We start from the raw sequence: 12,420 nt of genomic DNA, 5'->3' as shown, positions 1-12,420 counted from the left end.
AATTTAATTTATTGATATTAAAGAATATTAAAAACAATAAATTGATACGCATGAAATTTAATATGGAATAATTTATAACCACAATATGGATTTTAATGATTCAAAAGTAAAAAAAACCCTGCCATTTAGCAGGGTTTGTTGGCTCTGGAAAGCAATTAACGCGCCAGCCAGCCGCCGTCTACCGCAACGGTATAGCCGTTGATATAGTCAGATGCGCTGGACGCCAGGAACACGACAGGCCCCATCAGGTCGCTCGGCAGACCCCAACGCCCCGCCGGAATACGATCGAGGATTTCTGCGCTACGCTGCTCATCAGCACGCAGCTGTTGAGTGTTATTCGTCGCCATGTAACCCGGTGCAATCGCGTTGACGTTGATGTTATGTTTTGCCCACTCGTTCGCCATCAGACGGGTAACACCCATTACGCCGCTTTTAGACGCGGTGTAAGACGGCACGCGGATCCCGCCCTGGAAGGAAAGCATAGAGGCGATGTTGATAATTTTACCGCCGTTACCCTGGGCGATAAAGTGCTTCGCCGCGGCCTGAGACATAAAGAACACGCTCTTAATGTTCAGGTTCATCACGTCATCCCAGTCTTTTTCGCTGAAATCGATCGCATCGTCACGACGGATAAGACCCGCGTTGTTGACCAGAATATCGATATGGCCGAATTCTGCCACTGCGCGCTCCAGCAGCGCCGGAATACCGTCGATTTGACGCAGATCGGCGGTCAGGCTTAAAAAACGGCGGCCCAGTGCGGTCACACGTTCGATGGTTTCTGTCGGTTCAACAATGTTGATACCGACGATATCGCAGCCCGCTTCCGCCAGGCCCAGCGCCATACCCTGACCCAGACCGGTGTCACAACCGGTCACAACGGCGACTTTACCTTCAAGAGAGAATGCATTCAAAATCATTGTAAATCCTTAATTTTTATAATGCCCGCCGCAGCAGGCACGGCTGTCGCCCGCAACTAGCGCAGATCTTTTACTGCAACATGGTCCATATCATCAAAGACCTGGTTTTCGCCGACCATGCCCCAAATGAACGTATACGCTTTTGTGCCGACACCGGAGTGAATAGACCAGCTTGGAGAAATCACCGCCTGCTCGTTGTGCATCACAATATGACGCGTTTCCTGAGGCTGCCCCATCATGTGGAAGACGCAGGTATCTTCTTCCATATTGAAGTAGAAATAGACTTCCATACGACGTTCATGGGTATGACACGGCATGGTGTTCCACAGGTTACCCGGTGCCAGTTCAGTCAGACCCATGCTCAACTGGCAGGTTTCCAGAACATCCGGCACAAAGTATTTGTTGATGGTACGACGGTTACTGGTGAGGTTATCGCCCAGCGTCACTGGCGCAACGTCTGCAGGCGTGACTTTCTTAGTTGGGTAAGTCGTGTGGGCCGGCGCGCAGTTGTAGTAAAACTTCGCCGGTTTTGTCGTATCAATACTGGCGAATACCACCTCTTTTGCCCCTTTTCCGACGTACAGCGCGTCGCGATGGCCAATTTCATAGCACTGACCGTCAACGGTAATCGTGCCCGGGCCGCCGATATTGATCACACCCAGCTCACGACGTTCGAGGAAATAGGTTACGCCCAGCTGTTTGCCGACTTCGCCACCCACAGAGACGGTTTTGGCCACTGGCATAATGCCGCCAACAATGATGCGGTCGATGTGGCTGTAGACCATGGTGTATTCATCTGCGACAAACACTTCTTCGACCAAAAACTCATTACGCAGCCCCTGAGTGTCCAGGGTTTTCGCATGCGCACTATGGATGCTTTGTCTTACGTCCACATTTACCTCCAGTGATAAATTGACCGTGAATGCTTAAACGAATAGCAAAACGCTGTTCCGTTTTATCTTATGCACTCATGATATTCCTCCCTGAATGTGTTTTCAATTATAAATAAAACGATGTTTCACTTTTTTCGCATCTTATTATCAAAAGTGTAAGTGCGATCACGCTAGCGCGTATGAATAGCGAAATGGACCTTAATAAAATGATTGAATAACAATACGATAAATTTATTTATTCATTAGGGGCGGGGATAAAAAATGGAAAATTCAGCCGCGATGATCAGTCGAAAAGACACCTTTTCTAACAAAGTGCGCAGTTAATCACATGAAATGAAACAATGTTTTGATAAGTTGACTGTGTTTAGAGTGTATGTTTCTGTAACTGGCCTTGCCCTCCTGCTGGAGGGCTTTTTTACAGGTGCAGGGAAAACACGTAGAAAGGCGTTTAAGACGGTAAATGTAAGATCGTTAATCTCGTTCGATAGCGAGCGCCACACCCTGACCACCACCGATACACAGCGTTGCCAGGCCCTTATGCGCCCGACGCTTCACCATTTCATGCACCAGCGAAACCAGAATTCGGCAGCCAGACGCACCAATCGGATGACCGAGCGCAATGGCTCCGCCGTTAACATTCACCCGCCGTTCATCCCACTCCAGCATTTTCCCAACGGATAATGCCTGCGCGGCGAAGGCCTCATTAGCTTCGATAAGATCAACATCAGCCAGTTGCCAGCCCACACGCTCAAGGCAGCGGCGGGTCGCATACACTGGCGCAATCCCCATGAGCGCAGGGTCGACCCCGACGCTGGCAAAGGCGCGAATACGGGCCAGTACAGGTAAGTTCAACTCTTGCGCCTTGGCCTCGCTCATCATCATCACCGCAGCGGCGCCGTCATTGATGGATGACGCGTTACCTGCCGTTACCGAACCGAGCCTGTCAAAGGTAGGATCCAGACGCGCCAGCCCTTCGGCGCTGGCATCGGTACGCGGCTGCTCGTCGGTATCCACCACCAATGATTGCCCATTACGCTGTGTTACCACCGGCACGATTTCATCTTTAAAGCGTCCAGCATCAATTGCCATCCGCGCTTTGTGCTGCGAGTGCAGCGCGTAGGCATCCTGCAATTCGCGGCTAATGCCGTATTCTCGCGCCAGGTTTTCCGCGGTAACGCCCATGTGATAATCGTTGAAGGCATCCCACAGACCGTCATGTACCAGGCTGTCGACCAGTTGGCTGTTCCCCAGTTGAGCGCCGGTGCGGCTATCGGTAAGAACATGCGGGGCACGGCTCATATTCTCTTGCCCGCCCGCAATCACAATGTCGGCTTCGCCGCACTGGATAGCCTGGGTCGCCAGATGCAGCGCTTTCAGGCCCGAACCGCAGACATCGTTAATGGTGATGGCGGAAACGGTATTGGGTAGCCCACCATTGATGGCGGACTGACGCGCCGGATTCTGCCCGGCACCTGCGGTAAGCACCTGACCGAGGATCACTTCATCCACAGCATGAACGTCCACGCCCGTGCGTTCCAGTAACGCCCTGACCACCATGCTGCCTAATTCAACGGCAGAGTGGCGCGCCAGCGTCCCCTGGAAGCAGCCAATCGGTGTCCGTAACGCCCCGACTATCACAACCTCTTTCATCACCACCTCAGCGCAAAATAACACCGCAATAGTAGATGATTGTTAAAAAGAGTTATCAAGGTTGTTTAAAAACGGTGATTTTTATCACAAAGGAAATTCGTATCATTTATTGGTCATCTGAACGCCACTCTGCTGTAAATGGTCGCGCAGCCAACTTCCCGCCACGCCAGGCGGTGATTTCTTATTCCACAACAGATCGATAGAGATAGCCTTTGGCCAGCCGGGCAGCTTTAATTGAACCAATGGTTTTTCTGCCGCAAACTCCTCCACCAGCGCACACGGGAGCGCGCACCAGCCGAATCCCTGAACAGCCATACTTAGCAATAACAGGTAGTTAGGAGCCGACCAGACGGGACCGCGCGCCACGTTAGTCCCGCTTTCCAGATAGGTATTCAAACGCAGCTCGCGCCAGGTGTGTAGCTGCTCCCACTGCAGTTTTTCTTGAGCCGCCAACGGATGCGAAGCCGCAACATATAATCCCATCCAGGTTTGCATCGGCAGACGCGTAACACCCATATCGGTCGGGTAATCCTCCCGCGCTTCGATCAACCCCACCTGAGCACGTCCTTTTTGCAGCAGATCGATCACGTCCTCGTCTTCGCCAATCAGACATTCAAACTCGGTATGGGGAAACTTGCGATCAAACTGCACCATCAACTCTTCCAGCACATCCGGATGCAGCGTGTCTGACAACACGAAGGTCAGACGCGCTTCCGTTTCACCCGACAGCGAAATCGCCGCTTCATCCAGTCGTTCGCTGGCCGTCAGAATCGCCTGTACATAACCCAGCACCCGCTTACCTTCTTCGGTCAGCGTTGGCTGGCGTGATGAACGGTCAAACAGCGCAAAACCAAGGTCGGCTTCCAGATGCGCAATGGCCGTACTGATAGTGGACTGGCTTTTACGCAGCCGACGAGCCGCAGCAGAAAATGAACCGCAGGAAACGGTCTCCACAAATGCCGTTAACGCTTCAGGAGAGTAACGCATGAACTATCTACTTTATCGATGGATACTATCTTTTAGATATCACATTAAACGATAAAATTGCCACCATTCCGTTATCCGGGCATCAAAGAAGGTTTTAGGTTATGCAACACGATACAGTCCAACGCCGCTCGTTAGTAGAGCGTATTTTTCATGCCGTCTGCTTTGAAGGCATTGCCACCGCTGTTCTCGCACCAACCACCGCATGGTTGATGCAGCGCTCGGTGCTGGAAATGGGCGGACTGACAATTCTTCTCGCCACTACAGCGATGATCTGGAATATCATTTATAACGCCCTGTTTGACCGTCTGTGGCCGTCGCACCTGGTAAAACGTACGGCGAAAGTGCGAGCATTTCACGCCTTAGGTTTTGAGAGCGGTTTTATTGTGATCGGGGTGAGCATCGTGGCGTATGTGCTGAACGTCAGCCTGCTTCAGGCATTCACGCTGGAAATAGGTTTCTTCCTGTTCTTCCTGCCGTATACCATGTTCTATAACTGGGCTTATGACACGTTACGCGAGCGTGTTATGAAGCGCCGCCAGCAGCGCGTTACTGCCTGATTATTCAAACAATAGTCGGAATTTTCTCGGTTCCGGCTATTCATCCATTCACCAGCCCGCTTGTTCACATCTCCCCCAGCCCCTGCCATTTGTGGTAAATTGCGCTTCTTTTTGTTTATTTTATAGTTGATACGTTCAAATAATGTCGAAATTTTGGTCAAAAGAAGAGACTCTCTGGAGCTTCGCACTATATGGGACTGCCGTCGGCGCAGGAACCCTCTTCCTCCCCATACAGCTGGGTTCTGCAGGTGCGGTGGTACTGTTTATCACCGCTCTCGTCGCCTGGCCTTTAACCTACTGGCCGCACAAGGCACTGTGCCAGTTTATCCTGTCTTCAAAAACGTCAGCTGGTGAGGGGATCACTGGCGCGGTTACACACTACTACGGCAAGAAGATTGGCAGCCTGATCACCACCCTCTATTTTATTGCCTTCTTTGTGGTGGTGCTGATCTACGCCGTGGCGATAACCAACTCACTCACTGAACAGCTGGCAAAACATATCACTATCGACCTGCGGATCCGCATGCTGGTCAGTCTGGGCGTGGTACTGGTGCTGAATTTAATTTTTCTGATGGGTCGACAAGCCACCATCCGGGTGATGGGCTTTCTGGTGTTCCCGCTCATCGCGTACTTTTTGTTCCTTTCGCTCTACCTGACCGGAAGCTGGCAGCCAACGCTACTCACCGGCCAGATGTCTGTCGATCAGCACACGCTTCATCAGGTTTGGATATCTATTCCCGTGATGGTTTTCGCTTTTAGCCATACGCCAATTATCTCCACGTTCGCCATTGATCGACGTGAGAAATATGGCGAGCAGGCCATGGGTAAATGCAAAAAAATCATGAAGGTAGCCTACGTCATCATCTGCCTGAGCGTGCTGTTTTTCGTTTTCAGCTGTTTGCTTTCGATTCCGACAAACTATATCGAGGATGCAAAAAATGAAGGCGTGACCATTCTGTCAGCACTATCGATGATGCCAAACGCACCGGCATGGCTGTCGATTTCCGGGATCATCGTTGCCGTCGTAGCGATGTCAAAATCGTTCCTTGGCACCTACTTTGGCGTGATTGAAGGGGCAACGGAGGTAGTAAAAACATCGTTGCATCAGGTGGGTGTGAAGAAAAGCCGGGCCTTTAACCGCGCTCTGTCCATTATGTTGGTCTCAAGCATCACGTTTATCATCTGCTGCATCAATCCTAATGCTATTTCAATGATTTACGCGATTAGTGGGCCGCTGATTGCCATGATTTTGTTTATCATGCCGACATTGTCTACCTATCTGATCCCGGCGCTGAAGCCATACCGTTCAGTGGGTAACCTGATAACGTTGATTGTCGGTCTGCTGTGCGTATCTGTGATGTTTTTTGGCTAGAACGTGTTGCTTAACGGCTCATTTTCAGAAAGCATCAACCAGTGTTGGCGGAGGTAATAAACATGTTATCTCAAGGAAAGGATTCCGTTCACCTCATATTAATCGTTTCTCTGAAGCACAGATTCCTGTGAACGTGCAAGGGAGGCTCACCACCGCCTCCCTTGCAACCCAGGCTCCCGGCGGGAAAATCGTCGCTACGCGATTCATTCGTCTTATGCCGTCTGCCTGTCGGGTCGGGGCCGAGCCTGCGTCCATGCAGCCCGTCCCCTCTGCCCGCATCCCTGCGGACAGCCCCGGTCAGACGTCAACTCCTCATCGATTTTCAACCGGACCCGAGTCATCGCTTCAACACTCTGATTTCCAGTTAAATCTGTTTTGCTGTTCAGACCAAAAACGCAGATGGTGAGGTGTGGGCTGGTCCGGCTGAAAATTGCCGACGTGTTTCCGTAAGCCCGGGAGAGCCAGCATGGATGCTGGCTCAGGGCGCGCTTTGCAGGGACGCTACCTCGCGCCCGACCCGGTAGCCTGGAGGAATAAGCGGAGGGGACCGCGGAGCGGCAATTTTCCCGCCGGGAGCCGGGATTGTAAAGGGCGTGGCGAAGAACGCCCTTTACACGTTCACAGGAATCTGTGCTTCAGATAAATGACACTGCTGAGGTGAACGGAACCCTGAGAAAGAATCACATGTTCACCCTACATGCTTAACTGGACGGTATTGAACGTGGATGAGCCGTTAAACTGGCTTATTTGATGTACGAATCCAGTACTTTCAGAATCACATCCAAATCTTCTTCGCGCTTAATTTCATCGCCCTGATGCACAATGTGCTCGGTCAGATGACCTTTAATCACTTCGCGCATTAATCCATTTACCGCCCCGCGGATCGCCGCTATTTGCTGCAATACCGCCGCGCATTCATGCGGTTCATCCAGCATGGTTTTCAACGCCGCTACCTGCCCCTGAATCTTGCTGGTTCGGGCTTTCAGCTTTTGTTTGTCGCGGATCGTATGTGACATAACTTTACCTTTTTAACGTCTGGCTGAAGGGACAATACCATCGACATTCTACTGGGGGGTAGTATTTGATACTGGGGGGGAGTAGAATCAGGCGAAATTAAACAACTAAGAATCATTCTCATGGGTGAGTTTTCTACGCTTCTTCAGCAAGGCAACGCCTGGTTTTTCATTCCCAGCGCGATTCTATTAGGTGTGTTGCACGGTCTGGAACCAGGGCATTCCAAGACGATGATGGCGGCCTTTATTATTGCTATTAAGGGGACCATCAAACAGGCGGTGATGCTGGGGCTGGCAGCAACGCTGTCGCATACCGCCGTAGTATGGCTGATTGCGCTCGGTGGGATGTATATCAGCAAAGCGTTTACCGCCCAGGCCGTTGAGCCCTGGCTGCAATTTGTCTCGGCGATAATTATTCTCGGGACCGCATTCTGGATGTTCTGGCGAACCTGGCAGGGAGAGCAGAACTGGCTGGCCCAGACGCATCACGACCACGATCACGGGCATCACCACCACCATGATCATGACGACCATCACCACCATCATCATGACCACGATGACGATCATCACCATCATCATCACGAACACGAGCATAATCACGATCATGGCGCACTGGCCGGACTCACCGAAGGCTCAAAAGAATATCAGGATGCCCACGAACGGGCGCATGCCACCGATATTCAGCGCCGCTTTGCGGGCAAAGAGGTCACCAACGGCCAAATATTACTGTTCGGTCTGACCGGCGGGCTGATCCCGTGCCCAGCTGCCATTACGGTACTGCTGATATGCATCCAGCTCAAAGCCTTCACGCTGGGCGCCACCATGGTGCTGTGCTTTAGCCTCGGGCTGGCGATAACGCTGGTAACAGTGGGCGTGGGTGCGGCAATCAGCGTGCAGCAGGCAGCCAAACGATGGAGCGGATTTAACACGCTGGCACGCAAAGCGCCCTATTTTTCCAGCGTGCTCATTGCAATGGTCGGCGTATATATGGGGATGCACGGCTATATGGGGATCGTCGGTTAATATATGGGAGCGCAGCAGCGATAGCCGCTGCGCGGAAAACCAAACTAGCTTGCGACATTCCCCCACACCAGTTGGCCTTTGTGGAAGGTCGCAGTGCGTGGGGAGATTCGCGCGACCGCTTCCGCTGAGCATGAGGCATCTACCAGCACAAAGCTGGCTTCATCCTGCGCTTTCGGCCAGACGCGCTCACCTTTATCGTTAAGCGGCAGCACATCACCGGTAGCGAGGAACAGCGCCCGCGACAGATTAAGTTCATTCGGGCGAATATAGAGCTGCGCGTACAGATTCGCCTTCTCCAGCATGTCTCCCAGCCCGTACGGCGACCAGTGGTCAATCACGCTGTCGGTTCCGGTAATCACTTCCACACCTTTGTCACGCAGCTGCTTGAGCGGCATGTGCATCGTGCCAATCGGCACCGTCGAGGCAATGGTAATCTGCTGCGCCGCCATGCGGGATGCGAGTTCATCCACCTGCTGTTCGTTCAGCGTAGACAGCGCAAACGCGTGGCTGATGGTCAGTTTGCCCTTTAACTGCGGCGTTTTCTCCACCGTTTCTACCATGTAATTCACCGCCGCCACGCCCGCCGGACTGGTTTCATGCAGATGGATATCCACGCCTTTGTTGTAATCGAGCGCAATCTGGAACATGGTGTCGAGGGATTTTTCCATCGCCCCATCCACGCTGGTTGGGTCCAGACCGCCGACATAATGCGCTCCCGCCTGCATCGCTTCACGCATTAGCGGTTCAGATTTTGATAACAGCAGACCATGCTGTGGAAATGCCACAATTTCACAGGCAAAACCCGGCTGGCGACGCGCCAGCACCGCCTGCAGGTTCTCCAGGTTTTTCAGTCCGGAAACCGGTTCTATGTTGCAGTGGCTGCGGGCAATCGAGGTACCTTTTGATTGCAGCAGATCGATCAGCTTTTCCGCGCGCTCCTGGGTGTAAGGCTGGAGTTCAGGCAGCAGCTTTTGTTCCAGGCGGATCATATCCTGAATGGTGGTGCCCGCCGGACGGTTCAGCGAACGCCAGGGACCGCCGTAAAAGGTTTTATCCAGATGGATATGCATGTCGCGCATGGCGGGCAGCATCAGCTTTCCACCCGCATCGTAGTGCGGCAGCGTCGCATCCGGATGCTGCTTATTCTCGCGTAGCGCAACTATTTTCCCGTCCTGGATTTCAACGGTTTGCAGCGCGGTACGGGTGTGCACCACCACTGAGTTTTCGTAATCAAACCCCGCTTCCAGCAGGACGTTATCCAGGTAATAGTGCTTATCGTTAATCGTCATTGTGCTCTTCGACCCGCAGGTGTTCCCGACAGGATTAGCAGCATACGCGACTGGGGCGACTGCGCCAAACAGCGCGGCAGCAGTGACCATTTTTCCGCTCTGGCTTAAAAAATCACGGCGGCTGTTACTTTCCTTCATTCGCATCTCCTCTCAGGAATGGACAATATGGGTGCCCGTTTCGCCGCGCAGTGCGGCGGGCAGGCATTCCGGCGTGGTGATGATCACTCGTTTACCGCCACGCTCCAGAAACGCCAGGCTGGCAACAATCTTGGGTAACATGCTGCCCGGCGGGAAATGTCCCTCCTGCATGTAACGGGTCATCGTGGCGACATCCACCGTATCCAGCGCCTGCTGGTTAGGTTTGCCAAAATGAATACAGACCTGCTCGACGCCGGTGGTGATCACCAGAATGTCGGCGCGGATCTCCTGTGCCAGCAACGCCGTGGAGAGATCTTTATCAATCACCGCATCCACGCTCTGGTAATCCCCCTGATTGCTACGCACCACCGGGATGCCACCACCACCCGCACCAATCACCACGAACCCCTGCTGAGTCAGCGTTTTGATCGCCTCTGCTTCAACAATACGTTTTGGTTCAGGGGAAGCCACAACCCGGCGGTAGCCGCGTCCCGAATCCTCAACAAAGCGCCAGCCTGGATTGACCCGCAGCAACTCATCGCGCTGCGCTGCGCTAAAGAACGCCCCGATAGGCTTGGTCGGATTAGCAAAGCCCGGATCGTTTTTGTCGACCTCCACCTGCGTGACCACCGTGACTGCCTTCTGCTCGCCGCGCCGCGCCAGACGGTTGTTCAGCGCCTGTTGGATCAAATAGCCAATGCCCCCCTGCGTATCGGCGACGCAGTTTGCCAGCGGGGTAAGCGGCAACCCTTCACGCTCGTGCGCGATTTCCGCACGTCGGAGATCCAGCCCCACCTGCGGCCCGTTACCGTGCGTCAGCACAATGTTGTAGTCCGATGCCAACATCTCCAGCACCGTATCCGCCACCGCCTTCACCGCTTCAGCCTGGTGCTCAATCGACTGGCTGGCGTTATCTTTGATAATGCTGTTGCCGCCAATGGCAACGACCACAAGTTCTTTCATAGTGTTATCTTCCGCTTACAGGCGATTCAGGTCGTTTTCGTCGGTTCCTGCTCAGGCGCAGTCACCGCTTCACGGCTATCAAGAACATGCTTGAGGACAAACATGCCGCTCATCATCAGGTAGGCCACAACAAACATCATCGAGCTGCCCTCAGCAAAGCCAACTGCCGGGGAGTGGATCACGCCAAACAGCGATAACAGTGCCCCAAAGGCTGCGGCAATCGCCCCGCGCAGCGGCTTATTCATAATGGCGAAGATAGCGACGCAGCCCCACAGCATGCTGGCCAGCGGCGCGCCGCTTCCCAGATGCACCAGTCCGTCGTAATAGACACCTTTGCTGTGCAGTAAGTCGCTACCCAGTTTCCCCGCGGATGTTCCGGCGGCGCCCATCACGCTGTTAACGATGGTCAATGCCCAGTTAGCGATCCACGGGAACAGGCAGATGAAGATAACGGGAACCTCGACTTTGGGCGTTTCTCGCACCACCTGGTTGGCGGTCACCACGCCGATAAACACCAGAATCGGCACTATCGCAGTCATCGGAATAATGGCGAGCATAAACGCGCCCAGGCCAAACAGCGGTACCAGGAACATGGTGATGCCTGAAGCGAGGGTATAGCCGATACTGGCGCCCATCGCTTTCCAGCCCGCATGCCCAACATACACGGTCACCGGGAACGGGTTGCCCAGCATGCAGCCGAGCATGGAGGCAAAGCCGTTCGCCATCATCACCTTACGGGTGTTGTACTCATCCCCCGCCGCGTGCGCACTTTCAATGTTCTCAAGGTCGAAAATGTAGTTCGCCAGACCCAGAGGAACCGCAGAAGCCAGATACGGCAGTGCATGCGGCAAACCTTGCAAGAAGCTGTCGACATGAATTTCCGGCGGGTTGAAGCCAAAGGAAGACATCGACGCTTTAATGGCCTCCGGGCTTTGTAAACCGGAGATCCACGCCAGGGCCGTACCGGCAATAAGCAGCAGCAAGCCGGTAGGAATGCGGGCAAAAATCGGCTTCTTACCGAACCAGTTAATGAAGATCAGCAACAGGACGATGAAAGAGACGGTCGGCGCTTCGAATGCCTGCAGCATCGGGTTCATCGCCAGCAGCAACAGTCCCAGGCCGGACAGACAAGAAAGCAGTACCGTACGTGGAATCATCTTGCGGATGGTCTCGCCCAGGAAGGAGCCGCCGACCAGGATCAACGCTTCGACAAAGCACCACACCAGGGCTATCTGGATAGCAAAGTTGGCATCTTTGGTTTGCTGATAAACCGGCATCAGTACCAGGAAGGTTACGGTAAAGATTGACGGTGCGCTCGGTCCGGACGGCAGCGCCGTCACGTCTTTACGCCCGGTGTGTTTTGCCATCTGCAGGCCAAACCAGGCGTAGCAGACGCTGGCCACCAGCACCGCCAGACCAAAGGCAGGCGCAATGCGACCATAGACAATTTCAGTAGGGATCCCGACGACAAAAATGAGCAGCCCCATCATTGTCAGCAGGTTAGTCAGGTTGTTGGTCATCAGCCCAAAGTAAGCTGCCCAGTCACCACGTTTCCATTCTAGTTTTATGCTGTTCATGGAATATCCTTAACAGGTTAAGCATCGTTTGCGATCGCGGA

Annotated in this window: 11 protein-coding genes; 3 read left to right on the top strand and 8 right to left on the bottom strand. The window is 53.4% G+C overall.

The annotated features are described in order from the left end of the window. Nucleotides 1-155: 155 nt before the first annotated feature. From kduD to SK39_RS15910, 4 genes are all read right to left on the bottom strand, one after another. A complete protein-coding gene (kduD, locus tag SK39_RS15925; protein ID WP_003033923.1) occupies nt 156-917 on the bottom strand; it encodes a 2-dehydro-3-deoxy-D-gluconate 5-dehydrogenase KduD in 762 nt (253 codons plus the stop codon). A 56-nt stretch (nt 918-973) separates the two neighbouring features. Next, nucleotides 974-1,810 carry a 5-dehydro-4-deoxy-D-glucuronate isomerase gene (gene kduI, locus SK39_RS15920; protein WP_003840972.1) on the bottom strand — a complete coding sequence of 279 codons (837 nt, stop codon included), beginning with the start codon at nt 1,808-1,810 and terminating at the stop codon, nt 974-976. A gap of 471 nt (nt 1,811-2,281) precedes the next feature. Further along, on the bottom strand, nt 2,282-3,460 hold the full coding sequence (locus tag SK39_RS15915) for an acetyl-CoA C-acetyltransferase (RefSeq protein WP_003033912.1): 1,179 nt from the start codon (nt 3,458-3,460) through the stop codon (nt 2,282-2,284). A gap of 102 nt (nt 3,461-3,562) precedes the next feature. After that, nucleotides 3,563-4,447 (bottom strand): LysR family transcriptional regulator, encoded by an 885-nt coding sequence (locus tag SK39_RS15910; RefSeq protein WP_003033908.1) that lies wholly within the window; start codon nt 4,445-4,447, stop codon nt 3,563-3,565. 101 nt (nt 4,448-4,548) lie between these two features. Between SK39_RS15910 and SK39_RS15905 the strand changes: the two genes are divergently transcribed. After that, entirely contained in the window at nt 4,549-5,004 is a 456-nt protein-coding gene (locus SK39_RS15905; RefSeq protein ID WP_003846445.1) for a multidrug/biocide efflux PACE transporter, read from the top strand. A 142-nt stretch (nt 5,005-5,146) separates the two neighbouring features. Further along, nucleotides 5,147-6,376 carry an amino acid permease gene (locus SK39_RS15900; protein ID WP_003033903.1) on the top strand — a complete coding sequence of 410 codons (1,230 nt, stop codon included), beginning with the start codon at nt 5,147-5,149 and terminating at the stop codon, nt 6,374-6,376. A 743-nt stretch (nt 6,377-7,119) separates the two neighbouring features. Here SK39_RS15900 and rcnR read toward each other — a convergent pair. Beyond that, nucleotides 7,120-7,392, bottom strand: a complete 273-nt coding sequence (gene rcnR, locus SK39_RS15895) for a Ni(II)/Co(II)-binding transcriptional repressor RcnR (RefSeq protein WP_003033900.1) — start codon at nt 7,390-7,392, stop codon at nt 7,120-7,122. 120 nt (nt 7,393-7,512) lie between these two features. Between rcnR and SK39_RS15890 the strand changes: the two genes are divergently transcribed. Then, entirely contained in the window at nt 7,513-8,412 is a 900-nt protein-coding gene (locus tag SK39_RS15890) for a nickel/cobalt efflux protein RcnA (protein ID WP_048217189.1), read from the top strand. 44 nt (nt 8,413-8,456) lie between these two features. Here the strand turns inward: SK39_RS15890 and SK39_RS15885 are convergent, their stop codons facing one another. Genes SK39_RS15885 through SK39_RS15875 form a run of 3 tightly spaced genes read right to left on the bottom strand, consistent with a single transcriptional unit; the run spans nt 8,457 to nt 12,379 of the window. Continuing rightward, nucleotides 8,457-9,839 (bottom strand): amidohydrolase family protein, encoded by a 1,383-nt coding sequence (locus SK39_RS15885; RefSeq protein ID WP_048217188.1) that lies wholly within the window; start codon nt 9,837-9,839, stop codon nt 8,457-8,459. A 12-nt stretch (nt 9,840-9,851) separates the two neighbouring features. Then, nucleotides 9,852-10,802, bottom strand: coding sequence for a carbamate kinase family protein (locus SK39_RS15880; RefSeq protein ID WP_048217187.1), 951 nt, complete (start codon nt 10,800-10,802; stop codon nt 9,852-9,854). 26 nt (nt 10,803-10,828) lie between these two features. Further along, the gene (locus tag SK39_RS15875; RefSeq protein WP_003840986.1) at nt 10,829-12,379 is read right to left on the bottom strand and encodes a hypothetical protein; all 1,551 of its coding nucleotides are present in this window, start codon (nt 12,377-12,379) and stop codon (nt 10,829-10,831) included. Between the last annotated feature and the right edge of the window lie 41 nt (nt 12,380-12,420).

This window comes from Citrobacter sp. BIDMC107 (assembly GCF_001037575.1).
GTDB classification, from domain to species: Bacteria; Pseudomonadota; Gammaproteobacteria; order Enterobacterales; family Enterobacteriaceae; genus Citrobacter; species Citrobacter freundii.
Note: the sequence above shows the minus strand (reverse complement) of the source record. Positions and strands in the feature narration are given on the sequence as shown.